We start from the raw sequence: 25677 nt of genomic DNA, 5'->3' as shown, positions 1-25677 counted from the left end.
AAACTTTACGTCGCCGGATCACCCTGCCGCGCGCCCGAGACGCGCGACAGGGTCTTTTGGCCGGTTCAGGCGAACCAGGTCTTCGACGAGGCCCAGCCGCCCATCATCTCGTAGTTGGGATCCTCGATCCACCCGGCGATCGCCTCGCCGTGCGCGTCGATGAAGTCGTTGAACATCGGGCAGATCACGCCGCCCTCGTCCCAGAGGATCGCGGCCATCTTCGCATAGATTTCCTTGCGCTTGGCCAGATCGGTCTCGGCGCGCGCCTCAAGCAGCAACGCGTCGAATTCCGGGTTGTTGAAGCGGGTGTCGTTCCAGTCCGCGGTCGACAGATAGGCCGTCGAATACATCTGGTCCTGCACCGGCCGCCCGCCCCAGTAGGAGGCGCAGAACGGCTTCACGTTCCAGACGTCCGACCAGTAGCCGTCATCCGGCACGCGCTTGACCTCGAGCGGGATGCCCGCCGCCTGCGCGGACTGCTGGAACAGCTGCGCCGCGTCGACCGCGCCGGGGAAGGCACCGTCCGCCACCAGAAGCTCGATCGGGCTGCCGTCGTGGCCGGACGCCTTGTAAAGCTCGGCCGCCTTCTCGGCGTTGTATTCGCGCTGTTCCAGGCCGCCGTCGAACAGCGGATAGGCCGCGTTGATCGGGATGTCGTTGCCGACGCTGCCGAAGCCGTCGAGGATCTTGTCGACCAGTTCCTGACGGTTGATCGCCCATTTCAGCGCGTTGCGCAGGTCCTTGTTGTCGAAGGGCGCGGTGTTGGTGTGCATGATGAAGACGTAATGCCCGCGGCCCGCGACATGCGTCACCTGCACCCCCGGCGCCTTCGACAGGAGCTTGGCCACCTTCGGGTCGATCCGGTTGATCATGTGGACCTGCCCCGACTGGAGCGCCGCCGTCCGCGCGGTGGCATCGTTGATCACGATGATCTCCACCCCGTCGTAATAACCGCGGTTCTGGTTCCAGTCGTCCGCGTTGCGCTCGAAGACGAAGCGCACGCCCGGTTCGGCCGAGACGATCTTGTAGGGGCCGGTCCCGATCCCCGCCGCCGGATTGTCCACCCCGCCCTTGGGTTGGACGACCAGGTGGTAGTCGGACAGCAGGTAGGGCAGGTCGGCGTTGCCGGTCGCCATGGTCAGGACCACGTTCTGCCCGTCGACCGCGATTTCGGAGATGCCCTGCATGATCCCAAGCGCGCCGGACTTGGAATTCTCGTCGGAATGGCGGCGGAAGGTCGCCGCGACGTCCTCGGCGGTCATTACCGAACCGTCGTGGAACTTGACGCCTTCACGGATCTTGAAGGTCCAGACCGTGCCCTCGTGGTTCGATTCGAAGCTTTCGGCCAGCGCCGGCTCGATCTGGCCATCGGGCGTCACGTTCACGATCGTATCGCCCCACTGGCGGTTGACCGAGAACGGAACCGGGCTGTCGGACAGGCCGGGATCGAGCGAGTCGGTCGTCTCGCCCCCGCCAAGGCCCATCTTGAGCACGCCGCCGCGCTTGGCTTCCTGCGCGCGCGCCGCACCGCCCATCAGCGTGGTGCCAAGCGCGGTCGCCGCGCCGAACGCCGCCGCGCGCCCCATGAATCCGCGCCGGGTCAGCCCCATCGCGTCAAGGCGGTCAAGCAGCATCGCAAGGTCGTCTTTCATCGTCTTCGTCTCCCTGAGAGTTTTGTTGATTGCTGAGTCAATAATGGCGGATGGTTCCCCATGGTCAACAGAAAATACCGCCCGCCGCCAACTTCGCGGATCACACATGATGTCGCGGAACCTCCTCGTCGTATGCGCGGCGGAAGACTTCCGCACCCCCCTCCACCGCGATCAGTTGGGCGACAAGCCGGAAGCTGTCGCGCGTCGCCGTCATCCGCGCCTCGATCCGGGTGCTGGCCGACCAGTCGCCCCGCCCGTGCCGCTGCTCCCATTCGATGTCGACCGCGGCCGAGAGCGGATCGTCGGGGTCGATGCCCCAGCGTTCCTTCACCGTGTCGCCCCAGATCCAGCCGTGGTCGAGGTTCTCGCAGTCGCCGGTATCCGCTTCCATCACCAGCGTGCGGCGGCCGCTGACCAGATCATGCTCGACCCGGCGAACGTAGGATTCGGGGCGCAGCACCCGGTGCCGCCACGGCCGCGCCGCTTCGGGCTCGGGGAAGGTCCACTCGTCGCCCGTGCTGCCCTCATGCACCGGCAGGTCAAGCGTGCCGCCCGCCAGCGTCAGCGTCGCGGCTTCCGCGCTCGGCCAGACGAAGGGCCAGTAGGTCGTCGACAGCGCCAGCCGCAGCCGGTGCCCAGCCGCAAGCCGGTAACCCGTCTGGTCGAGCGTGACCGCAACCTCGATCTCCTCTCCCACCGGCACCTGAGCGGGCCGCTCCATGCTGTCGCGATGGCAGAGGTTCAGCATCCCGTGGCAGATGCGCACCGAACTTCCGTCCGGCGCCACGTCGCAAAGCCGCGCGACGATGAAGGCGCGCGCCCGGTCGGACCGCAGGCGCAGCCGCAGCACCGGCGCGCCCAGAAGGTCGAGCGGCGCGTCAAGGGCCGCGGTGTCGAAGCAGACCGACATCGCGTCCTCGCCCGCCTGGTCGCCCGGCATCTCGCCATTGCCGCCCATTGGAAAGAACTCCCCGGCGTGCAGGCCAAGGTGCTGGGGCGTGCAGACCGGCACCGCCAGCGCCCCACCGCCCCCACCAAGGGCCTCGCCCAGCAATCCGCCCGCCGACAGCGCCAGCGCCCGGCGCGTGACCCGCGCGGTGGGCCAGTCGCGCTCGGCCAGCCAGTGACCGGGCCGGAAGGCGGAGGACGCATCGGGCGGCGCCGAATGGAGCATGTAGGCGCGATAGGCCGGGTCCCCCTCCGCCCCGTTCGGGACATCCTTCAGCCAGCGGTCCCACCACCTGAGCGCCTCCTGCAGGAAGCCGATCGCCGGGCCGGGCAGCGCGGTATGGGGATACTGGTGCACCCAGGGCCCGACGATCCCCTTCACCGGGGCCTTCACGTTTTCAACGAGGTGCGAGACGGTATTCATGTAATTGTCGGCCCAGCCGCCAAAGGACAGGACCGCCGCCGTCACCGACCCGTAGTCCTCGCAGAGCGAGCCATGCTTCCAGTAGTCGTCGCGGGCCTGATGCTCGAACCACCGCCTTGCAAGGAACGGTTGCGCCGCGAGCCGCTCGAACCAGCGCTCGCGCCAGGAGTTCCCGGCCAGCATCGGGTCGGGCGGGCGCGAGGCGTAGGACATCATCTGCGCCGCCCAGCCGAAGTTCTCGCCCAGAAGGCAGCCGCCCTTGTAGTGGATGTCGTCGGCGAACCGGTCCACCGTCGAACAGACGCTGATCACCGCCTTCAGCGCGGGTGGGCGGCGCATGGCCGTCTGCAGGCAGTTGAAGCCGCCCCAGCTTTTGCCCATCATCCCGACCGTGCCGCTGCACCAGGGCTGCGCGGCCAGCCAGGCGATCACCTCGGCGGCGTCCGACAGTTCCTGTTCGGTGTATTCGTCCTCCATCAACCCTTCGCTGTCGCCGCAGCCGCGCATGTCGACACGGACGGCGGCATAGCCGTGACCGGCGAACCAGGGGTGCATCAGCTCGTCGCGCGGCAGCATCATGTCGCGCTTGCGGTAGGGGATGTATTCCATCACCGCGGGCACGGGGTTCTCGTGTGCGTCCGCCGGCATCCACACCCGCGCCGACAGGCGGCAGCCGTCGGCAAGGACAATACCCATGTCGGGGTCCTCGACCACCTGGTGCGAAAAGTCAGTGACCGTCTTCATCCGTTCTCTCCCGTTGGGCGGCCTCGCGCGCCTGCCCATCCGTCTCCGCCACCGCCACGGCCAGCCAGCCCGCGAACTCCGCCGCCGCCGGACCCGGCCCGGCAATCAGCCAGTAGCCGGTCGCGGGCGTTTCGGTTTCCCCGCCCGCAGCGACCAGTCGCCCGGCCGCCAGATGCGCATCCACAAGCGGCCGCCACCCCAGCGCCACGCCCTGCCCGTCGAGTGCGGCCTGCACGACGAGGTCGTAGGTGTTGAGCCGGATGTCCCCCGCCCCCGACCTCTCCGTCCCCGACCCCTCCGGCCCCGGCATCGCCGCACCGCGCGCGGCGAACCAGCCCGCCCAGGTCAGCCATTCCGCACCGGCCTCCGCGTCGAGATGGATCAGGGGCGCCGCCCCCGGCCCCCGCCGCGCCCCCGCGCTCATCGGGGCGGCCACCGGCACCACCCGTTCCGGCATCAGAAGGCGCGCGCCCTCGGGCATCGTCGCCGCGCGGCCAAAGCGCACCACCACCTCGTCCGGCCGCGGCAGGCCCGGCGCCTGCGACGCGACGATCTGCACCTGAAGCCCCGGCCGATCCAGCCGGAAGCGGCCAAGGCGTGGCATCAGCCAGAATCCGGCGAAGGCGAAATCGGTCAGGATGCGCAGCACCCGCGCGCCCTTTGCCGCGCCGATCTCGGCCACGGCGGCGTCGATCGCGCTCAACCCCGGTTCGATCGCCCGCCACAGGATCGCCCCCGACGGCGTCAGCGTGCAGCCATCCGCGGATCGGTCGAAGAGGGCGGAGCCAAGCCCCGCCTCGATCCGCCGCAGCCGATAGCTGACCGCAGGCTGGCTCATCCCCAGCCGTGCCGCCGCACGCGTCAGCGACCCGGTCCGCACGACCGCCGCAATCAGATCCAGCGCGCCAAGATCCAGCCCCTGCATAAATCTGGTTTATGTCCCCAATAGAAATTCTGTACCTTTTCGCACTCCAGCATATTCTGTTTGAATGACATTGCCAGTAAAATACGAGGACGCGATGACCTTGCCCAACATCCTGATCGTGATGGTCGACCAGTTGAACGGGACGCTCTTTCCCGATGGTCCCGCCGACTGGTTGCATGCCCCTGCGCTGAAGGCGCTGGCCGCGCGCTCGGTCCGCTTTGCCAACACCTACACCGCCTCGCCGCTCTGCGCGCCGGGGCGGGCGTCGTTCATGACCGGGCAACTGCCCTCGCGCACGCGCGTCTACGACAACGCCGCCGAATTCGCCTCCGACATCCCGACCTTCGCCCATCACCTGCGCCGGGCGGGATACCAGACCTGCCTGTCGGGCAAGATGCATTTCGTCGGCCCCGACCAGCTGCACGGCTTCGAGGAGCGGCTGACGACCGACATCTACCCCGCCGACTTCGGCTGGACCCCCGACTACCGCAAGCCGGGGGAGCGCATCGACTGGTGGTATCACAACATGGGCTCGGTCACCGGCGCGGGCGTGGCAGAGATCACCAACCAGATGGAATACGACGACGAGGTGGCCTTCAACGCCGAGCAGAAGATCTACGACCTCGCCCGCGGCGCCGACCCCCGCCCCTGGTGCCTGACGGTCAGCTTCACCCACCCGCACGATCCCTACGTCGCGCGGCGCAAGTACTGGGATCTTTACGAGGGCTGCGAACACCTCCTGCCCGAGGTTCCGGCGATGCCCTATGAGGCGCACGACGCCCATGCGCAGCGCATCTTCGACGCCAACGACTGGCGCAACTTCACCGTGACCGAGGATGACATCCGCCGCTCCCGCCGGGCCTACTTCGCCAATATCTCCTACCTCGACGACAAGATCGCCGGGCTGATGGCGGTGCTGGAGGCGACCCGGCAGGAGGCGGTCGTGGTCTTCGTCTCCGACCACGGCGACATGCTGGGCGAGCGCGGGCTCTGGTACAAGATGAACTTCTACGAAGGCTCCGCCCGCGTGCCCCTGATGATCGCCGCGCCGGGGCTGGCACCGCAGCGCATCGACGCGCCCGTCTCCACCATCGACGTGACGCCCACGCTCTGCGACCTCGCCGGCGTCAGCATGGACGAGGTGATGCCCTGGACCGACGGCGAAAGCCTGCTGCCGCTGGCGCGCGGGGCGGAACGGACCGCGCCGGTCTGCATGGAATACGCCGCCGAGGCGTCCTATGCGCCGCTCGTCTCGCTGCGCTACGGGCGCTGGAAATACAACCGCTGTGCGCTTGACCCCGACCAGCTTTTCGACCTCGAGGCCGATCCGCACGAACTGCGCAACCTTGCCGGCGACCCGGCGCATGCGGGCACGCTCAGCGCGCTGAAGGTGAAGTCCGAGGCGCGCTGGGACCTTGCCCGCTTCGACGCCGAGGTGCGGCAAAGCCAGGCGCGGCGCTGGGTGGTCTACGAGGCGCTCAGGAACGGCAGCTACTTCCCCTGGGATTACCAGCCGCTGCGCGCCGCCTCGGAACGCTACATGCGCAACCACATGGACCTGAACGACCTCGAAGGCTCCAAACGCTTCCCGCGCGGAGAGTGACCGCCCGCGCCCGCGGCACATTCCGGCCTGCGCGGGCGCAGCCCTCATACCTTGGGGTCCGGGTTGATGGTGAAACCGTCGACGGTGATCGCCTGCCCCGACACCATCCGCGCCCCGTCCGAGGCGAGGAAGACGGCCATCGCGGCGATGTCCTCGGCGTCCGACAGCCGGCCAAGGGCCGTGCCCCCGGCATAGCCAGCGCGCACCGCCTCCGCCGTCATGCCCTTCGCCTCGGCCTCGGCCGCGATCACGCGGTCGATGCGGGGGCCGTTGACCGATCCGGGGCAGATCGCGTTGGCGCGGATGCCGAAGGGGCCAAGCTCCATCGCCACCGTCTTCATCAACCCGATCACCGCCCATTTCGCCGCCACGTAGGGCGCGCGGAAGGGGGTGCCGTAAAGGCCCGAGGTCGAGGAGGTGAAAAGCATCACCCCCGCCCCCTGCGCCTTCAGGAAGGGGGTCGCGTACTTGGCCGCCAGCATCGCCCCGTCGAGGTTGACGGCGAGGCAGCCGTGCCATTCGGCCAGGTCCATGTCCTCGATCGCGGCGGTCGGCCCCTTGATCCCGGCATTGGCGCACAGCACGTCAAGCCCGCCCCAGGCCGCGCCGACCTCGGCGAAGAAGGCCGCCATCTGCGCCTCGTCGGCGGCGTCGACGTGCGAGGCCCGGATGCCTTCGGGCACCGCCGCCACCGCGCCGGCGTCCACGTCCGTCACCCAGACCCGGTCGCCCCGCGCCGCGAAGGCGCGCGCCATGGCAAGGCCGATGCCCGAGGCGCCGGCCGTGATCACGACCCGCGCGCTCACTTCCGCTGACCGACGTGACGGCCCGCCGCATCCGGCCGCGGCAGCCCCGCGTGCGCCTGCGCGATCGGATTCAGCCGGGCCAGAACCTCGGGCGCGGCCGGACAGGCCTTGCCGACCTTCATGTCCACGTGCAGGAACATCTGTTCGAGGCTGGCCACCACCGTATCGCCCCGCTGGATGCGGATGAAGGCATGGATGCGCTTTTCGTCCACGCCCAGCACCTGCAGCGTGCCGGTCAGCCGGTCGCCCAGCTTTGCCTCGCCCAGGTGCATGATATGCGTCTCGGCGGTGTAATAGCTGTGCCCCGCCGCGACATAGTCCATCCCGGCGCCGATCAGCCGCAGGAAGGCGTCCGATGTCTCCGACGCGGCGAAGAGGTAGCGGCTTTCGGTCATGTGGCCGTTGTAGTCGATCCAGCCCGGCAGCACCTGCATGTTGGCAAGGACCAGGGGCGCGCCCGTCGCCGCGGCGCCCGCGTCGTGGAAGGTCGCGCGGCGGCGTTCGTCATGCTCCAGCAGCACCTTGCCCGCGCCCCAGTTGCGGTCCTTCAGCGCGCGCATGAAGCCGATCAGGTTCTGGTCGCGGATGCGTTCCAGTTCGCGGATCGAATACTTGCCCGACTGCGCGTCCGACTGCCCGGCGATCAGGTCCACCAGTTCGTCGTTGAACTCCGGCACGTCCATCAGCTTGGTCCAGGGCCAGGTCAGGCAGGGGCCGAACTGCGCGAGGAAGTGCTTCATCCCCGCCTCGCCGCCAGCGATCCGGTAGGTCTCGAACAGTCCCATCTGGCCCCAGCGCAGGCCGAAGCCCATGCGGATCGCCTCGTCGATCTCCTCGGTCGTGGCGACGCCGTCCTTGACCAGCCACAGCGCCTCGCGCCACACGGCTTCAAGGAAGCGGTCGGCGATATGGGCGTCGATCTCCTTCCGGACGTGGAGCGGGAACATCCCGATCTCACGCAGGATTTCCTTCGCCTTTTCAATCACCTTCGCGTCCGACCTCGCGCTCGGCACCACCTCGGCCAGCGGCAGAAGGTAGACCGGGTTGAACGGGTGGGCGACGAAGATCACCGAAGGGTCGGCGGCGTTTTCCTGCAATTCCGACGGCTTGAAGCCCGAGGTGGAGGAGCCGATGGGCACCCCATGGCTCGCCTGCTGAATCTGCGCGAAGACGCGGTGCTTCAGGTCCAGCCGTTCGGAGACGGATTCCTGGATGTAGTCCGCGCCTTCCACCGCCTCGGTGAGGGTGCCGCAGAAGGTGATCCGCCCCTCCGCCGGCATCGGCACGTCCGAAAGCGCGGGAAGCGCCGCGCGGGCGTTGGCCATGACCTCGCCGATCTTGCGTTCGGCCTGCGGGTCGGGGTCGAACACCGCCACGTCCCAGCCGTTCAGAAGGAACCGCGCGGCCCAGCCGCCGCCGATGACCCCGCCCCCGATAATCGCCGCCTTGCGCGCCATTCTCATGCTCTCCCGTTGGTCCCTGCTTCGCCCGGTCACTTCGCCCGCGGCGCGCGCTTGGTCAGGCCAAGCTTTGCGCGCACCTCATCCGGTCCGATGACCCGCGCGCCCATGTTCTCGATGATCGTCACCGCGCGTTCGACAAGCTGGGCGTTGGTCGCCAGTTGCCCCTTGCCAAGCCAGAGGTTGTCCTCAAGCCCCACCCGCACGTTGCCGCCGGCCAGCACCGCGGCCGCGACATAGGCCATCTGGTTGCGCCCCAGCGCGAAGGCCGAGAAGGTCCAGTCCTTCGGCACGTTGTTGACCATCGCCATGAAGGTGTTGAGGTCGTCCGGCGCCCCCCAGGGCACGCCCATGCAGAGCTGCACCAGCGCGGGGCCGGTCAGGATGCCGTCCTCGACCAGTTGCTTGGCGTACCAAAGGTGGCCAGTGTCGAAGGCCTCGATCTCGGGTTTGACCCCAAGCGCGGTCATCATCCGGCCCATTGCCTGCAGCATGCCGGGCGTGTTGGTCATCACGTAATCGGCCTCGGCGAAGTTCATCGTGCCGCAGTCGAGGGTGCAGATCTCCGGCAGGCATTCGGCGACATGCTCCACCCGTTCCGAGGCGCCGACCATGTCGGTGGCGGTCCGGTTCAGCTGCATCGGGTTCTCGGTCGGGCCAAAGACGATGTCGCCGCCCATGCCCGCCGTCAGGTTCAGCACCACGTCCACGTTCGCCTCGCGGATGCGCTCGGTCACCTCGCGGTACAGATCGACCCGGCGCGAGGGCTTGCCGGTCTCGGGGTCGCGGACGTGACAATGGACGATGGCCGCCCCGGCCTTCGCCGCGTCGATCGCGGAATTCGCGATCTGCTCGGGGCTGCGCGGGACATGCGGGCTGCGGTCCTGCGTCGCGCCGGAGCCGGTAATGGCGCAGGTGATGAAGACCTCGCGATTCATGGAAAGCGGCATGAGATTCCTCCGTGGTTTGGAAGACTATATCCGCGCCGGGGGGCGTTTCTTTGCCTGATGCGAAGCGATGTTTTCTCTTTGCGAAACTCCTCGCCCTCCGCAGAGCGCCTTGCGGCGGCGGCGGTCGCGCCCTATATTCGGCCTGTCCGGGTTCGCCCGGACTATGGACATAAACGCGCTCGTAATAATCGGATCGGACCCGGGGGCGGTACCCGGCGGCTCCACCAGACCCCGTATTGGCGGGACATGGGGCCGAAACAGGATCGACGAACGCCTAAAGGGGTTTGCTTTGTCCCGGCGGGGTGCCACCGTTATCGGTCCGCAAAGTACAGTTGCCAATAACAACCGTGCTCCGGCAATGGCTCTGGCTGCGTAAGCAGTTCGGGTCGCCGAAACCAAGTCCTCACGCTTAGCCGCGTGAGGCGGGGTCCGCAGGCACCTGGCAACAGAAGCCTGCACCCCTTTACCCTTCGTCAACCCGGCCACCCTAGGCTTGCCCCAGCGGAAGCGGACAGGGAAGACGCGATGTCGAAGCTCAGGCTGCTTGAGGACTGGTACAGGCAGGTCTGGATCGAGGCTGACCTTGACGCCGTCGACCGCTACTTCGCGCCGCGCACCGGCGCCGATGGGCTGATGCCCGACGGCCAGGTGGGGCCGGAGGACTTCAAGGCGCTGGTGCCCGCGCTTCTCGCCCTCGTCCGCAACCTCGACATCCGCATCGACCGCTCGATGGAGATGGGCGACTGGCTCTGGGCGCAGATCTCGGTCCACGCGCTGACGGCCGAAAGCATGCGCCCGGTGACGGCGGCGGGCCAGGTGATGATGCGGATCGAGGGCGGCAGGATCACCGAGGCCTACAACGCCTTCGACTTCCTCACCTTCTTCCAGCAGGCGGGGCTTCTGCCCGAGGATGCGTTCCTGCTGCTGCTGTCGGGCGAACGGATGGGCTGAGGGGGATGGGCTGGGGGGGATACGCGGAGGCGGCTTGCCCGGCGGCAGGACGCGCGCCATGATCGGCCCATGACCCCCCTGCGCAGCCTTTGCCTTCTTGCCATGACCCTTGCCGCGCCCGCCGCGCGGGCCTGCGATGTCGCGCTGATGCTCTCGGTCGACGTCTCGGGCTCCATCGACGGGGGCGAATACCGCATCCAGATGGAGGGGACGGCGAACGCGCTGGCCGACCCCGAGGTGGCCGAGGCGCTGGCCGAGGCCCGCGCCCGCATCGCGCTGATGCAATGGTCGGCCGGGGGGATGCAGGCGCTGAGCCTCGACTGGCGCGCCATCGACAGCCCCGCCGACGCGCTGGCCTTGGCCGAGGAGGTGCGCGCCCTGCCCCGCGCCTATGCCGGCGCCGACACCGCGGTGGGCGAGGCGCTGGGCTTTGCCGCCGACCGCTTCGGCCCCGTCGCCGATTGCCGGCGCCGGGTGATCGACATCTCGGGCGACGGCGCGCAGAACGCGGGGCTGCCGCTTGCGCCCTTCCGGACGCGCGCGCTGGCGGCGGGGATCGAGATCAACGCGCTGGCGATCGAAAGCATCGGCATCTCGATCACCGTCTTCTACCAGCGCTTCGTCATCAGCCCCGGCGGCTTCGTGATGGCCGTCAGCGGGCATGTCGACTATCCGCAGGCGATCCGGGCCAAGATCCTGCGCGAGATCGGCCGCCCGATCGGCTGAACCGCCATGATTGGGGCCCGACCGCCCCGGGGGCCTAGCCTTTGCCTCCGATTTCCTCTATCGGGGCGCCAACCTCAGGATCAAGGCGGACTTATGGACCTTCGCAACATCGCGATCATCGCGCACGTCGACCATGGCAAGACCACGCTTGTCGACGAACTTCTCAAGCAGTCCGGCGCGTTCCGGGAAAACCAGGCCGTGGCCGAAAGGGCCATGGATTCCAACGACATCGAGCGCGAGCGCGGGATCACCATCCTGGCGAAATGCACATCGGTCGAATGGAAGGGCACGCGCATCAACATCGTCGACACGCCGGGCCACGCCGACTTCGGCGGCGAGGTGGAGCGCATCCTGAACATGGTCGACGGGGTCGTGCTTCTGGTCGACGCGGCCGAGGGGCCGATGCCACAGACGAAATTCGTCACCTCCAAGGCGCTGGCGCTGGGGCTCAGGCCCATCGTCGTCCTGAACAAGGTCGACAAGCCCGACGCCGAACCCGACCGCGCTCTGAACGAGGTCTTCGACCTCTTCGCCAACCTCGGCGCCGACGATGACCAGCTCGACTTCCCTCATCTCTACGCCTCGGGCCGGTCGGGCTGGGCCGACGAAAGCCTTGACGGCCCGCGCAAGGACCTCGCGGCGCTCTTCGACATGGTCGTGCGCCATGTCCCGGCGCCGAAGCAGATCGCGCGCGCGGCCGAGCCGTTCCGCATGCTCGCCACCACGCTCTCGGCCGACCCCTTCATCGGCCGCATCCTGACCGGCCGCGTCGAGAGCGGCACCCTTCGCGTGGGCGAGACGATCAAGGCGCTCTCGCGCACGAACGAGCGGATCGAACAGTTCCGCGTCACCAAGATCCTCGCCTTCCGCGGCCTCAGCCAGACCGCCGTCGACAGTGCCGACGCGGGCGACATCGTGACGCTTGCGGGCATGTCGAAGGCGACCGTCGCCGATACGCTCTGCGCGACCGAGGTCGACACCGCGCTTCCCGCCCAGCCGATCGACCCGCCGACCATCTCGGTCACCTTCGGCATCAACGACAGCCCGCTTGCCGGGCGCGACGGCTCCAAGGTACAGTCCCGCGTCATCCGTGAACGGCTGATGAAGGAAGCCGAGATGAACGTGGCGATCCGTGTCGAAGACACGCCGGGGGGCGAGGCCTTCGTCGTCTCGGGGCGCGGCGAATTGCAGATGGGCGTCCTGATCGAGAACATGCGCCGCGAGGGGTTCGAGCTGTCGATCTCCCGCCCGCGGGTGATCATGCGCGAGGAGGGGGCCGAGCGGCTGGAGCCGATCGAGGAAGCCATCATCGACGTCGACGACGAATATACCGGCGCGGTGATCGACAAGCTGACCGGCGAACGCAAGGGCGACCTGGTGGAGATGCGGCCCGCCGGCGTCGGCAAGACCCGGATCGTCGCCCATGTCCCCTCGCGCGGGCTGATCGGCTATCACGGGCAGTTCCTGACCGACACCCGCGGCACCGGCGTCCTGAACCGCATCTTCCACGGCTGGGCCCCCTACAAGGGCCCGATCCAGGGCCGGCGCGAGGGCGTCCTGATCTCGATGGAGGCCGGCGTCTCTGTCGCCTACGCGCTCTGGAACCTCGAGGAGCGCGGGCGGCTCTTCATCGGCGCGCAGGAACAGGTCTACGAGGGCATGATCATCGGCGAGCATTCGCGTGACAACGACCTTGAGGTGAACCCGCTCAAGGGCAAGAAGCTGACCAACATCCGCGCCTCCGGCACGGACGAGGCGGTGCGGCTGACGCCGCCGGTCCGGATGAGCCTGGAAGAGGCGATCGCCTATGTGCAGGACGACGAACTGGTGGAGGTGACGCCGAAGATCGTGCGGCTGCGCAAGCGTTTCCTCGACCCGCACGAGCGCAAGCGCCAGGCGAAGGTCGCCTGAACGCGCTCAGACGATCGGGGCGAAGGGGTGGGTGCGCACCTCTTGCCCCCGGAAGCAGCAGAAGGTGCCCGCGTCGATCGCATCCCAGCACTGGCCCAGTTCCAGCGGCTCGGAGACGACGGCGCGGCCACCGAACGTTTCGGACCAGCGGTGGTAGAGCGTGGGCGCATGTTCGTCCGTCGCGTAGCGGCAGGCATAAAGCGTCTCGCCGTCGCTGAAGGCGGCCGATAGCCTGACGTGCGGCTCCGCCCCCCGTTCGCGCGACAACCGCTCCAGCCGCCCGACCGCGCGCGCGAAGGCGCCGATCGGGTCTTCCTCCAGCCCCTCGCTCAGCGCCACCAGGAACAGCGCCTCGCTGTCGGTCGCGCCCCGGCGCTGGGGATAGAGCGCGTCGGGGATCATCATGTCGACCTCGCGCCGCAGATGCTCGAACCCGCCGATCTGGCCGTTGTGCATGAAGGACCAGCGCCCGACCGCGAAGGGGTGGCAGTTGTTGCGGCTGGTGGCCGTCCCGGTCGAGGCGCGGACATGGGCAAGGAACAGGCTTGAGCGCACCTGTGCGGTGATCGAGCGCAGGTTGGGGTCGGACCACGCCGGCAGGATGTCGCGGAAGAGCCCCGGTTCGGGCCGCTCGCCATACCAGGCGATGCCGAAGCCGTCGGCATTGATCGCGGTCTTGCTTTGCGTGGCGCCGTGGCTTTGCTCGATCAGCGAATGACCGGGCCGGCAGACGACCTCCTCAAGCAGGATCGGTTGGCCCGTGTAGGCGGCCCAGCGGCACATCGCGCTCAGGCCCTCGCCATCTGTCGTGTCGTCATCTCTGCCGCCTCCGGCCGTCACCGGCCCAGTGTCGCCGCCTGCGGTTGACAAACCGTTGCGGTCTTGACGCCGGGATACACCCGGCGCGGCGGCCCGTCAAATCCCGGCGCTGTCCGGCGCGCGTCGCCGCGGCGGGGCCTCAGCCCTCCTCGACCACCATCAGGTCGCGCTCGGACGCGCCGCGCGCATGCGACAGCGCCTCCTGATATTCCGGGCTGTGATAGCAGGCGACGGCGGCCTCGAGCGAGGGGAAGCGGGCCACGACATTGCGCGGCCGGTCGTTGCCCTCAAGCTGCACATAGCGGCCGCCGCGGGCCAGGAAGGTGCCGCCGTGCTTGGCGATCGCAGGGCCCGCCAGGGCCGCGTACTTGCCGTAACGCTCGGCGTCCAGCACCTTCACATGCGCGATCCAGAACGCACCCTTTGTCTCGCTCATTTCACCCCTCCAATCACGGCTTCGGCGGCCTTCACTGCCTCATCGGCCTTCGAGGCGTCCGCCCCCCCGGCCTGCGCCATGTCGGGCCGCCCGCCGCCGCCCTTGCCACCAAGCGCCTCGGCCGCGGCCTTGACGATGTCGACGGCCGAAAGCCGCGCGGTCAGGTCCTGCGTCACGCCTGCGGCCACCGCGGCCTTGCCGCCGGTGTCGGCGACGACCAGCACCACGCCTGACCCGACCCGCGCCTTCAGATCATCAACCAGCGCCGGAAGATCGCGGCCCGTGACCCCGGAAACCACCTGAGGAATGAAGCGCACGCCATTGATTTCTCGGGCTTCCGGCCCCGTGCCCCCACCCCAGGTTGCAAGCTCCCGGCGGAGTTGCGCCACCTCGTTCTGAAGCGCCTTGCGTTCGTCCAGCAGCGCCTTCACCCGCGCCGGCACATCCGCCGCCTGCGCCTTGAGCGCCAGCGCGGTTTCCGCCAGCCGGCCATCCTGCGCGCGCAGGTAGTCGAGCGCCGCCTGCCCGGTCAGCGCCTCGATCCGGCGGACGCCGGCCGAGGACGCGCTGTCGCCCAGCGTCACGAAGGCGCCGATGTCGCCGGTGCGCGCCACATGGGTGCCGCCGCACAGTTCCAGCGAATAGGTGTCGCCGTCCTGGCCCTTGCCCGACCCGGCGAGGGTACCCATCGAGACCACCCGCACCTCGTCGCCGTATTTCTCGCCGAAGAGCGCCTGCGCCCCCAGCGCGCGGGCGTCATCAGGCGTCATGATCCGCGTCTCCACCGGGGCGTTCTGGCGGATAAAGGCGTTCACCTCCGCCTCCACCCCGGCCAGTTCGGCAAGGCTCAGCGCCTTCGAATGGCTGAAGTCGAAACGCAGCCGGTCCTCGGCGTTGAGCGAGCCGCGCTGCGCCACATGGTCGCCAAGCGCGCGGCGCAGCGCCTCGTGCAGAAGGTGGGTGGCCGAATGGTTCGCGCGGATCGCGCTGCGGCGGCGGTGGCCAACCTCGAGCTTGGCGGGCTGGCCGCGGGCGATCTCACCCTCGGTCACCTCGGCGATGTGGATGAAGACGCCCGCCGATTTCTTCGTGTCGGTCACGGTCGCCATGCCGGTATCGGTGCGGATCAGGCCACTGTCGCCCACCTGCCCGCCGCTTTCGGCGTAAAAGGGCGTCTGGTTGACGACGATCTGCACCTTCGCACCCGTTGCCGCCGCGCCGGTTTCCACGCCATCGGCGACCAGGGCGACGATCTGCCCCTCGGCGGTTTCGGTGTCATAGCCCAGGAACTCCGTCGGCCCGTGCTTCTCGGCAAGGTCGAACCAGATCTGCGCGTCCTTCGCCTCGCCCGATCCGGACCAGGCGGCGCGCGCCTTCGCCTTCTGCTCGGCCATGGCGTGATCGAAGCCCGCGACATCGACCGCGCGGCCCTTCTCCCTCAGCGCGTCCTGCGTCAGGTCGAGGGGGAAGCCGTAAGTGTCGTAAAGCCGGAAGGCCGCGGCACCCGGCAGCGCCTGCCCCTCGCCCAGTTTCGCCAGTTCGTCGTCAAGAAGCCGCAGGCCGCGGTCGAGCGTCTGTTTGAAGCGCGTCTCCTCCAGCTTCAGCGTCTCCTCGATCAGCGCCTGCGCGCGCTGAAGCTCCGGATAGGCGCCGCCCATCTGCCGCACCAGCGCCGAAACCAGACGGTGCATGACCGGGTCCTGCGCGCCGAGCATGTGCGCATGCCGCATCGCCCGGCGCATGATCCGCCGCAGCACATAGCCGCGCCCCTCGTTCGAGGGCATGACGCCGTCCGCGATCAGGAACGAGGTCGAGCGCAGGTGGTCCGCGATCACCCGGTGGTGGATCTTGCCGGTCCCGTCGGGGTCGGTCGAGGTCGCGTGCGCCGAGGCCTCGATCAGGCTGCGCATCAGGTCGGTGTCGTAGTTGTCGTGCTTGCCCTGCAGAAGCGCGCCGATCCGCTCCAGCCCCATGCCGGTGTCGATCGACTGCATGTCGAGCGCGCGCATCGAGCCGTCCTCGAACTGCTCGTTCTGCATGAAGACGAGGTTCCAGATCTCGATGAAGCGGTCGCCATCCTCCTGCGCGGAACCCGGAGGGCCGCCCCAGATGTGGTCGCCGTGGTCATAGAAGATCTCGGTGCAGGGGCCGCAGGGGCCGGTCGGGCCCATCCGCCAGAAATTGTCGTCGGTCGGGATGCGGATGATGCGGTCGTCGGAAAGCCCCGCGACCTTCTTCCAGATGCCTGCCGCCTCGTCGTCGGTGTGGTAGACGGTGACCAGGAGCCGGTCCTTGTTCAGGCCGAAATCCCTGGTCAGCAGTTCCCAGGCATAGGGGATCGCCTGCGCCTTGAAATAATCGCCGAACGAGAAATTTCCCAGCATTTCGAAGAAGGTATGATGCCGCGCGGTGTAGCCGACGTTGTCAAGGTCGTTGTGCTTGCCGCCCGCGCGGACGCATTTCTGCGCGGTCGAGGCGCGGACGTAGTCGCGCGTTTCCACCCCGGTGAACAGGTTCTTGAACTGCACCATGCCGGAGTTCGTGAACATCAGCGTCGGGTCGTTGCGCGGCACCAGCGGAGAGCTCGCCACGATGCGGTGGTCGTTGCGCCGGAAGAAGTCGAGGAAGGTCGAGCGGATGTCGTTCAGGCTGGCCATGTTTCGGCGGCTCCCGGGGTCTTGCGAGGAAATCGGCCCGGGTTTCTTATCCCCCGTCGCCGCCCCTGTCCAGCAAGGGTTTGGCCGCGGCGCAGGCGGGGACCGGACCAGCCGGCTGACGGGGCAAGGACCCTGCGCGGGGCGCAAGCCGGCGGCGCCGCAAGCCGTGATCCGGGGCCTTCCCGGAAGGAAAGGGGACGCCAGGAAGAAAGGCCGCCCCGGCGCGGAGCGGCCCTTCGATCCTTGCGGAATTGCGGCGCTCAGGCCTCCATCACGTCCTCGCCCTCGTCGCCCGAGGCGCCGAAGTCGAGCCCGTGGCTGGCGCGGATCTTGTCTTCGATCGCATGGGCTACGTCGGGGTGTTCGCGCAGGAACTGCTTGGCGTTCTCGCGCCCCTGGCCAATCCGTTCGTCGCCGTAGGAATACCAGGCGCCCGACTTCTCCACCACGCCGGCCTTGACGCCAAGGTCGATCAGCTCGCCGGTCTTGGAGATGCCTTCGCCGTACATGATGTCGAACTCGACCTGCTTGAAGGGCGGGGCCACCTTGTTCTTGACGACCTTCACGCGGGTGGTGTTGCCCACCACCTCGTCGCGGTCCTTGATCGCACCGATGCGGCGGATGTCGAGCCGGACGGAAGCGTAGAACTTCAGCGCGTTGCCGCCCGTCGTCGTCTCCGGGTTGCCGAACATGACGCCGATCTTCATGCGGATCTGGTTGATGAAGATCACCATGCAGTTCGACCGGCTGATCGACGCGGTCAGCTTGCGCATGGCCTGGCTCATCAGGCGGGCCTGCGCGCCCACGGTCGCGTCGCCCATGTCGCCCTCGATCTCGGCCTTGGGGGTCAGCGCGGCGACGCTGTCGACCACGACCAGGCTAACCGCGCCCGAACGCACCAGCGTGTCGACGATTTCGAGCGCCTGTTCGCCGGTGTCGGGCTGCGAAATCAGCAGCTCGTCGAGGTTGACGCCCAGCTTCCTGGCGTACTGCGGGTCGAGCGCGTGTTCGGCGTCGACGAAGGCGCAGACGCCGCCCTTCTTCTGCTCTTCCGCCACCACATGCAGCGTGAGCGTCGTCTTGCCCGAGCTTTCCGGCCCGTAGATCTCCACCACCCGGCCCTTGGGCAGGCCGCCGATGCCGAGCGCGATGTCGAGCCCGAGCGAGCCGGTCGAGGTCGCCTCGATCTCCATCACCGGGTTGTCGGCGCCGAGCTTCATGATCGAGCCCTTGCCGAACTGCCGTTCGATCTGCGCCAGCGCCGAATCGAGCGCCTTCTGCTTGTCCGCACTGCGTTTGTCGTTCATGTCGAAAAGGGTCGCTGCTGCCACGGGTTGCTTCCTTATTCCATAGCCCGCCACGGGGGGCAATCCTGCGGGCGATCCTGCCATTTGTTCTTGTCTTGTTCGCATATCTATGCGGACAAAACAGGAACATTTCAATCCATTTCTTCCTGAACCCGACTTTTTCTTTTCCCGGTTAAAGTTTAGTTAAGGCCAGACGGGCAAACCCGTGCGATGGATGAAAAAGGGAAGGGAATGCTCGTATTCTGGAAGGAACGGCTGGTTTTCCTGGCCACGCCGAAGACCGGCACGACCGCGATCGAGGCGGCTTTGCAGCCGCTTGCCAATGTCTCGATCCAGAACCCGCCGGCGCTGAAGCATACGCCGGTGCGCCGATACCAGCGGTTCCTCGCGCCCTACCTGCGCTCGGCCGCGGGGGAGGATTTCACCGTGGTCGCGCTGATGCGCGAGCCGATCGACTGGCTCGGCAGCTGGTATCGCTACCGCCAGCGCGACTCGATCCCGGTCCGCGAACGCTCCACCCAGGGGATGGACTTCGACGCCTTCGTGACCGCGCATCTCTCCGACCCCTGCCCCGCCTTTGCAGATGTCGGCAGTCAGGCGCGCTTTCTCGACCCCGGCAAGGGGCCGGGCATCGACCGGGTCTTCCGCTACGAGAACATCCGCGCCTTCATCGATTTCCTCGAGGACAGGCTCGACTTCGAGATCGTTCTGCCGCGGCTCAACGTCTCGCCCGAGGGTGCCACGCACTTGACCGCCGCGACCGAGGCACGGCTGCGCGAGGCGCGCGCGGAAGACTTCGCGCTTTATGCCGCACTCGACTGACCGTCTCCTGCCGCTTGCGCGCCCGCCCCACCCGCGCCTTGCACGGAATCGGCGGCGGGCGGTTCCTGGCCCAGCTGGTCCTGGACCGTGCGGATCAGATCGGCGAGCGAGAAGGGCTTGGGCAGGAAGACCGAGTTCGGCACCCGGTCGCGGGTTTCGGCGATGCTGTCCTCCGCGTAGCCCGAGATGAACACGACGCGGGTCGCGGGGCGGCCCTCCAGCGCCCGGCGCACCCAGGTCGGGCCGTCGAGGCCGGGCATGATGACATCGGTCACGAACACGTCGAAGGACAGCGACAGATCCTCCAGCAGCGCGAGCGCGGCCTCGCCGCAGTCGGCCTCGAAGACCGCATAGCCGCGCATCCTGAGCGCGCGGGCGGCGAAGGCGCGCACCGGCGCCTCGTCCTCGACCAGAAGGATGGTGGCGTTGCCGCGCCGGACCGGCGCCGGGGCCGAGGGCCGGGCGGGAGTCGTGTCGGGGTCGGGCTCGGCCGCTTCGTCCGCGGCGTGGGCGGGGAAATAGAGGCGGAAGGTCGTACCCTCGCCCGGGCGGCTGTCGCAGAAGATGAACCCCCCGGTCTGCTTGACGATGCCGTAGGCCATCGACAGGCCAAGCCCGGTCCCCTCGCCCTGGCGCTTGGTGGTGAAGAAGGGCTCGAAGATCTTCTCGATCCGCTCCGGGGCGATCCCGGTCCCCTCGTCCGCGACCGAGACCAGCACATAGTCGCCCGCGGGTACGGTCGCGCGGTCGCGCCGCAACTCCTCCTCCAGGCGCAGGTTCGCGGTGGTGATCCGGATCGTGCCGCCCGCGGCCATCGCATCGCGCGCGTTGACGACCAGGTTCATGATGACCTGTTCCAACTGCCGCCGGTCGGCCCGGATCGGGCGCAGGTCCGGATCGTGGGCAAGCACGAGGCGGATGTTCTCGCCCACCAGCCGGTTCAGGAGATGGGCGAGATCGGCCAGCGCCTCACGCAGGTCAAGGACGCGCGGGCGCAGCGTCTGCTTGCGCGAGAAGGCCAGAAGCTGACCCACCAGGCTCGCCGCGCGGTTGGCGTTGTGGTTGATCTGCATGAGATCGGCATAGTCCGGGTCGCTCTGGCTGCGCCGCAGCAGCAGCAGGTCGCAATGCCCCTTGATCGCGGTCAGGAGGTTGTTGAAGTCATGCGCGATGCCGCCGGCAAGCTGGCCGATCGCCTGCATCTTCTGGCTTTGCACGAACTGCGCCTCGAGCGTCTTGAGCTGGGTCGCGTCCGACAGGATCGCGATCAGCCCGGTGCCCTCGGGCGTCATCGTCCGCGACAGCGTCACCTGCAGGAAGGCGTCGGCCTCCGACCGGCGCAGCCGCAGCACCTCGGGGCGCCCCTCGGCCCGCCCGGCGACCGCGTCGGCGATCCAGTCGGCGACGGGGCGGCCCGGCCCGTCCAGCAGGTCCGGCAGCGCCGTCCCCGCGACGACCTCGCCGATGAGCGCGCGCGCGGCGGCGTTGGCCTCGATCACCGAGCCGTCGCGGGCCAGAAGCAGAAGGGCGACCGGCAGCACGGCGGCGGCGCCGAGCCCGGCCCCGTCGCGCCCGCCCATCTCGTCCGGTACGGGGATGAGGAAAAGGTCGCGCCGCTGGCCCGGCCGGGCGACCTCGGCGACAAGGACGCGCCGGCGCCCCGCCGCCGTCTGAAGCTCCCGGATCTCGCCGCCATGGACCGGCAGGCGGGTGAACACAGCCTGAAGCGTGCCGACACGCGCGCCCAGAAGCTGACGCAGCGCCTCGTTCATGAACAGCACGTTCCCGGCGGCGGAGGCAACCATCATCGGCAGGCCGATCTGGTCGCCGGGGCGCGTCGCCTGCGCCCGTTCGCCGATGCCGTCGATCCGCCACAGGATGCCACCCGCGCCGGTGCGGTGGGCGAGGATGCGCAGATGGCCGCGCGCGGTCACCACATCCTCCTGCGCGACGCCATCGCGGCCGGCCGCGATGCGCAGCCGGTTCAGGATCGGGGCGGGCGCGGCGACCACGCCGCCCAGCACCTCCGACAGGGTGCGCCCGTTGCCGCCGAAGTCGGCCGCGGCGGCGGCGTTGCGCTCCGCGATCTCGCCATCGGGGGTTTCGCGGAAACTGGCGATGCCGTCATGCGCGAGGAAGTTCGACAGCGCCTGCGACAACCGCCTGTCGTCGCTCTGCCGGCGCAGTCGCCGGGCGAGCAGGATGATCCCGAGTGCCACGAGCGTGGCCGACGAGGTCAGGAGCACGACGCCCGTGGCCGTTCCCGCGGCAAGGTAGGCCAGGACCGACAGAAGGATGCCGCCCCCGGCCAGAACCGAGCTGTAGGGCGCGCGCGTGCCCGTCATGTCCATCTGCAGGTCCGCTGGCCGCGGCTTGCCCGTCACACGGCACCCTCCCGTTTGCTGTCGAAGGCATAGGATCGGGAAATCCTTAACGCCGGATTAACACCCGGCCGGACCCGAGCCGCCTGTCGCGCCGACACTGGCCGCTAAAGCCGTTTCAGGCAAGACAGATGGAATCCGTCGCCGCCGTCGGGCGGGCCGTAGCATTGCTCGAACTCCAGCCCGAACCCCGGGCTGCGGTCCAGAAAGGCCGCGACCTGCGCGCCGTTTTCGTCATCGAGCAGCGAGCAGGTCATGTAGGCCAGCGTGCCCTTCGGCCCGACGAGCGCCGCGGCGGCGTCGAGAATTGCCGCCTGCGTGTGCAGGAGGGTCCGAAGCCGCGCCGGCGTCAGTGTCCACTTCGCCTCGGGCGTGCGCCGCCAGGTGCCGGTGCCCGAACAGGGCACGTCGGCAAGGACGAGGTCGAACGGACCGGCAGCCGCGACGGACCCCGGCGCAAGCTGGCGCACCGTGACGCCCGCGCGCGCGGCTCGCGCCGGCAGGTCGGTCATGCGGCGGGGGTCGGCGTCGTGGGCAAACCAGGTGCCCGGCACCTGCGCGGCCATCGCCAGGACCTTGCCGCCACCGCCGGCGCAATAGTCCAGCACGCGCTGTCCGGGCTTCAGCGGCAGGCGTTCCACCGCGGCCTGGGGCGAGAGGTCCTGCACCTCGACAAGGCCGTCGAGGTAGCTGGCGGAATTGCGAATTCGAGAAGCTCCTTCAACGACTTCCAGCGCGAACTTCGCCTGCGGAGAGGCCCGCGTCACGATGCCTTCCGCCGCCAGCGCCGCCTGTGCGTCCTCGCGGCCCGCGCGTTGGGCATTCACCCGCAGGAACACCGGCGCGCGCGACCGCATCACCGCCATGGCGCGGGCATAGTCCGCGCCAAGCCGCCGTTTCAACGGGCCGGCCAGCCAGTCCGGCACGTCGAGCGCCACCGCCTCGGGCAGGTCCGCTGGCGCGGGGGCGGCGGCAAGGGCCTGCGCCTCGGCGGCGGAAAGCGGCGCGGGCGCATAGCCCTGCCCGCTGAAGACCGCGGCGGGGTCCGCGCCCTCTCCCGCCAGAAGGCCGATCATCAGGGCGCGCCCGCCCTCCTCCGCCTGACCCGAGAGCGCAAGGGCCGACCGCCGCCGGCGCAGCGCGTCGTAGACATGGTCGCGGATCGCCGCCCGGTCGCGCGACCCGGCGAAGCGGTGGCCGCGCGCCCAGTTCGTCAGGGCGCGTTCGGCCGGTTCCCCGGCGATCACGCGGTCGAGGATCTCGACCGCCGAACCGATGCGGGCCTCTGGGGTCATGCGCGTCCTCCGTTCCGGCGCGACCGACCTAAGCCAGCGCGGGCGGATTGGGAAGACGGCATGAAATAAGTTTTACTTAATTTGAAGGTTATGAAAATCGGATGGCGCCGTGCCGCGCCCGGGCGCATGATACCTGCGATGCATATGATGCAAAAACTTGCGGAAAGGTGAGGTCATCTTGGCCGGACTGCCATCGAACTTTGCGCAAGGCGCGCGCAATCTTCTGGAAAACTGCGCCGGCATGCGGGCGGGCCAGAAGCTCCTGATCCTCTACGAGGACCCGGCCGAAGGGATCTACGAACACGCGCTGGCCGAGGAGATCGCGCAGGCGGCGGCACGCGCGGGCATCCACGCCGAACTGGAAAGCGTGCCCTTCGCCCCCGAAGTGGCCGACCCGCCGCCCGCGCTGACCCGGCGCATGGCCGCAGCCGACCGGACCCTGTTCCTCGCGCGGCTCGGCGACCAGATCCGCTTTCGTCCCTCGATGGGCGAGGTCAATCCGGTGGTCTCCTATGCACTCGATTCCGACATGCTGGCCTCTGGCTTCGGACAGGCGCATTTCGGCGGACTGGAGGAGATCAAGGCGCTGGTGAACGGGGCCCTGGCTTCGGCGCGGCACGTCCGCGTCACCTGCCCCCTCGGCACCGATTTCGCGGGGCCGGGCGTGCGCTTTCCCCGCGTCGGCGGTGACTGCACGGTGACACGCTTTCCGATGTCGGTCTTCACGCCGGCGCCGGCCGAGGGCTTCCGCGGACGGGTGGCGCAAGCCGGTTTCCTGGTCGGCACCGGATCGCAATACTACTCCCCCTATGCCGCAGCACTGGAGGATGTGCTGTTCGTCCGCTTCGAGGGCACGGCCCTTCTGGGCTTCGAGGGCAGCGCGCGCGATGTCGCCACGGCGCGCGCGCATTACGAGCGGGTCGCGGCGAAGTTCGGCATCGACCCCTGGTTCGTCCATTCCTGGCACGCGGGCATCCATCCCGGCTGCGCCTACCGGATGCCGGCTGGGGCCAATATCGAACGCTGGGCGGCGGGCGCCTTCGGCAACCCGCGCGTGCTGCACCTGCACACCTGCGGCAACTACCCTCCGGGCGAAATCTCGCTCAACGTCATCGACCCGACGGTGGAGGTCGACGGCGTCCGGCTCTGGGACCGGGGCCGGCTCTGCCCCGAGCGGCTGGCGGGCGGGCAGGCGATCCTGGACCGCTACCCCTGCCTGGCCCGCGTCTTCGCCGACCCCGAGACCGCGGTCGGCCTCGGCCCGGACGGACGGCTGAGCCTGGCCTGACGGTCAGAGCGCGCGGTAGTTCGGGCTTTCGCGCGTGATCTGCACGTCGTGGACGTGGCTTTCCTTCAGCCCCGCGCCGGTGATGCGGACAAAGCGGCAGTTCCGCCGCATCTCGGCCACGGTGCGATTGCCGGTATAGCCCATCGCCGCGCGCAGGCCGCCGACCATCTGGTGGATGACGGCGGCGACGGTGCCCTTGTAGGGCACCTGCCCCTCGATCCCCTCGGGCACCAGCTTGTCGGTCGCCGCGTCCTTCTGGAAATAGCGGTCGGCCGAGCCGCGCGCCATGGCGCCAAGGCTGCCCATGCCGCGATAGGCCTTGAAGCTGCGGCCCTGCCACAGGATCACCTCGCCGGGGCTTTCCTCGGTGCCGGCGATGGCCGATCCGACCATGGCGCAGGACGCGCCCGCCGCGATAGCCTTGGCGAAGTCGCCGGAGAACTTGATGCCGCCGTCGGCGATCACCGGAATGTCGCCCGCCGCGGTGGCCGCGTCCATGATCGCGGTCAGCTGCGGCACGCCCACGCCCGCGACGATGCGCGTGGTGCAGATCGAGCCCGGCCCGATGCCGACCTTGACCGCATCCGCGCCCGCGTCGATCAGCGCCCGCGTCGCCTCGGCGGTGGCCACGTTGCCGGCCACCACCTGGACCGCGTTCGACAGCGTCTTGATCCGCTCCACCGCCCGCGCCACGCCTTCGCTGTGGCCATGCGCGGTGTCGATCACAACCATGTCGACGCCCGCGTCTATCAGCGCCTGGCTGCGCTCGAACCCGGCATCCCCCACGGTCGAGGCTGCCGCCACCCGAAGCCGCCCGAGGTCGTCCTTGCAGGCCTGCGGGTTCAGCACCGATTTCTCGGTGTCTTTCAGCGTCAGAAGGCCGGTCAGCTTGCCCTGCCCGTCGGTCACCAGGAGCTTCTCGATCCGGCGCGCCTTCATCAGGCTGATCGCCTGGTCGCGGTCCACAGGTTCGCGCAGGACGGCGAGATTGTCGGACGTCATCATCACCGAGACCGGCGTGCGGTCGTCGGGGGCGAAACGCATGTCGCGGTTGGTGACGATGCCGAGCACGCGGCCTTCGCGGTCCACGACCGGAAAGCCGGTGATCTGGTAGCGCTCCATCAGCACCTTGGCATCGGCCAGCGTCTGCTCGGGGGTCAGCGTGATCGGCTGGTAGACGACGCCGCTTTCGAACCGCTTGACCCGGCTGACCTCGCGCGCCTGCGCCTCGGGTTCGAGGTTGCGGTGGATGACGCCGATGCCGCCCGCCTGGGCCATGGCGATCGCCATCCGCGCCTCGGTCACGGTGTCCATCGCCGAGGACAGGAGCGGGATGTTCATCCGGATCGAGCGGGTGACGAAGGTCGACGTATCCGCGCCCGACGGCAGCACGTCGGATGCAGCCGGCACAAGCAGGACGTCGTCGAAGGTGAGCGCCTCGCGAATCTCCATGGGGGCCTCCTGGAGGAGTTTCGTTTGGCGGTTCCCCATTTCACGGGGCGCGGGCAAGCGCAAGACCAAATTCCCACCCCTTGCGCTTTGGCCGGGCCCGTGTTCAATCCCTTGGCGGAA

19 protein-coding genes and 1 other RNA gene are annotated in these 25677 nt (G+C 68.8%); 7 read left to right on the top strand and 13 right to left on the bottom strand.

The annotated features are described in order from the left end of the window. Positions 1-65: 65 nt before the first annotated feature. The 3 genes from N5I32_RS04060 to N5I32_RS04050 all read right to left on the bottom strand — a co-directional run bounded on the left by N5I32_RS04060 (position 66) and on the right by N5I32_RS04050 (position 4693). The gene (locus tag N5I32_RS04060) at positions 66-1652 is read right to left on the bottom strand and encodes an ABC transporter substrate-binding protein (RefSeq protein WP_261494111.1); all 1587 of its coding nucleotides are present in this window, start codon (positions 1650-1652) and stop codon (positions 66-68) included. 100 nt (positions 1653-1752) lie between these two features. After that, positions 1753-3768: a CocE/NonD family hydrolase gene (locus N5I32_RS04055; protein ID WP_261494110.1), complete on the bottom strand. Its 2016-nt coding sequence runs from the start codon at positions 3766-3768 to the stop codon at positions 1753-1755. Continuing rightward, positions 3752-4693, bottom strand: coding sequence for a LysR family transcriptional regulator (locus tag N5I32_RS04050; RefSeq protein WP_261494109.1), 942 nt, complete (start codon positions 4691-4693; stop codon positions 3752-3754). Before N5I32_RS04050 ends, N5I32_RS04055 begins: the two co-directional genes overlap by 17 nt. Before the next feature lie 94 nt (positions 4694-4787). Here N5I32_RS04050 and betC point away from each other — a divergent pair, with 94 nt between their 5' ends. Next, a complete protein-coding gene (gene betC / locus N5I32_RS04045) occupies positions 4788-6296 on the top strand; it encodes a choline-sulfatase (RefSeq protein ID WP_261494108.1) in 1509 nt (502 codons plus the stop codon). 44 nt (positions 6297-6340) lie between these two features. Here the strand turns inward: betC and N5I32_RS04040 are convergent, their stop codons facing one another. From N5I32_RS04040 to bcoG, 3 genes are read right to left on the bottom strand one after another with little or no spacing between them, the layout of a single operon-like run. After that, positions 6341-7102, bottom strand: coding sequence for an SDR family oxidoreductase (locus N5I32_RS04040; RefSeq protein ID WP_261494107.1), 762 nt, complete (start codon positions 7100-7102; stop codon positions 6341-6343). Further along, positions 7099-8559 (bottom strand): carnitine 3-dehydrogenase, encoded by a 1461-nt coding sequence (locus N5I32_RS04035; RefSeq protein ID WP_261494106.1) that lies wholly within the window; start codon positions 8557-8559, stop codon positions 7099-7101. The genes N5I32_RS04040 and N5I32_RS04035 overlap by 4 nt, the downstream gene beginning before the upstream one ends. 35 nt (positions 8560-8594) lie before the next feature. Continuing rightward, positions 8595-9512 (bottom strand): 3-dehydrocarnitine:acetyl-CoA trimethylamine transferase BcoG, encoded by a 918-nt coding sequence (gene bcoG / locus N5I32_RS04030; RefSeq protein WP_261494105.1) that lies wholly within the window; start codon positions 9510-9512, stop codon positions 8595-8597. Between the two features lie 105 nt (positions 9513-9617). On the opposite strand from bcoG, the gene ssrA reads away from it, so the two are divergent. The 4 genes from ssrA (at position 9618) to typA (ending at position 13100) form a co-directional block, all read left to right on the top strand. Further along, positions 9618-9972: a transfer-messenger RNA gene (gene ssrA / locus N5I32_RS04025) on the top strand. A gap of 65 nt (positions 9973-10037) precedes the next feature. After that, positions 10038-10463, top strand: a complete 426-nt coding sequence (locus N5I32_RS04020) for an ester cyclase (protein WP_261494104.1) — start codon at positions 10038-10040, stop codon at positions 10461-10463. A gap of 69 nt (positions 10464-10532) precedes the next feature. Continuing rightward, positions 10533-11189: a DUF1194 domain-containing protein gene (locus N5I32_RS04015; protein WP_261494103.1), complete on the top strand. Its 657-nt coding sequence runs from the start codon at positions 10533-10535 to the stop codon at positions 11187-11189. 93 nt (positions 11190-11282) lie between these two features. Further along, positions 11283-13100 (top strand): translational GTPase TypA, encoded by a 1818-nt coding sequence (gene typA, locus N5I32_RS04010; RefSeq protein WP_261494102.1) that lies wholly within the window; start codon positions 11283-11285, stop codon positions 13098-13100. 6 nt (positions 13101-13106) lie between these two features. On the opposite strand, the gene N5I32_RS04005 is transcribed toward typA, so the two are convergent. The 4 genes from N5I32_RS04005 to recA all read right to left on the bottom strand — a co-directional run bounded on the left by N5I32_RS04005 (position 13107) and on the right by recA (position 18343). Further along, a complete protein-coding gene (locus tag N5I32_RS04005; RefSeq protein ID WP_261494101.1) occupies positions 13107-13883 on the bottom strand; it encodes a class II glutamine amidotransferase in 777 nt (258 codons plus the stop codon). Between the two features lie 175 nt (positions 13884-14058). Beyond that, positions 14059-14355 (bottom strand): DUF1330 domain-containing protein, encoded by a 297-nt coding sequence (locus N5I32_RS04000; RefSeq protein WP_261494100.1) that lies wholly within the window; start codon positions 14353-14355, stop codon positions 14059-14061. Next, positions 14352-17012 (bottom strand): alanine--tRNA ligase, encoded by a 2661-nt coding sequence (alaS, locus tag N5I32_RS03995; RefSeq protein WP_261494099.1) that lies wholly within the window; start codon positions 17010-17012, stop codon positions 14352-14354. The genes N5I32_RS04000 and alaS overlap by 4 nt, the downstream gene beginning before the upstream one ends. 260 nt (positions 17013-17272) lie before the next feature. After that, positions 17273-18343, bottom strand: a complete 1071-nt coding sequence (gene recA / locus N5I32_RS03990) for a recombinase RecA (RefSeq protein WP_369414241.1) — start codon at positions 18341-18343, stop codon at positions 17273-17275. Between the two features lie 207 nt (positions 18344-18550). Between recA and N5I32_RS03985 the strand changes: the two genes are divergently transcribed. Beyond that, positions 18551-19141 (top strand): hypothetical protein, encoded by a 591-nt coding sequence (locus N5I32_RS03985; protein WP_261494098.1) that lies wholly within the window; start codon positions 18551-18553, stop codon positions 19139-19141. Here the strand turns inward: N5I32_RS03985 and N5I32_RS03980 are convergent. Beyond that, positions 19123-21492 (bottom strand): ATP-binding protein, encoded by a 2370-nt coding sequence (locus tag N5I32_RS03980; RefSeq protein WP_261494097.1) that lies wholly within the window; start codon positions 21490-21492, stop codon positions 19123-19125. The two genes, N5I32_RS03985 and N5I32_RS03980, sit on opposite strands and share 19 nt — an antisense overlap. Positions 21493-21629: 137 nt before the next feature. Then, positions 21630-22817 carry an RsmB/NOP family class I SAM-dependent RNA methyltransferase gene (locus tag N5I32_RS03975; protein ID WP_261494096.1) on the bottom strand — a complete coding sequence of 396 codons (1188 nt, stop codon included), beginning with the start codon at positions 22815-22817 and terminating at the stop codon, positions 21630-21632. A gap of 178 nt (positions 22818-22995) precedes the next feature. Here N5I32_RS03975 and N5I32_RS03970 point away from each other — a divergent pair, with 178 nt between their 5' ends. Continuing rightward, entirely contained in the window at positions 22996-24105 is a 1110-nt protein-coding gene (locus N5I32_RS03970; RefSeq protein ID WP_261494095.1) for a hypothetical protein, read from the top strand. Between the two features lie 3 nt (positions 24106-24108). Here the strand turns inward: N5I32_RS03970 and guaB are convergent, their stop codons facing one another. Then, positions 24109-25557: an IMP dehydrogenase gene (gene guaB, locus N5I32_RS03965; protein ID WP_261494094.1), complete on the bottom strand. Its 1449-nt coding sequence runs from the start codon at positions 25555-25557 to the stop codon at positions 24109-24111. Positions 25558-25677 lie beyond the last annotated feature (120 nt).

Source organism: Albidovulum sediminis (genome assembly GCF_025380365.1).
GTDB lineage: Bacteria > Pseudomonadota > Alphaproteobacteria > Rhodobacterales > Rhodobacteraceae > Albidovulum > Albidovulum sediminis.
This window is presented reverse-complemented; position numbering and strand designations above follow the sequence as displayed.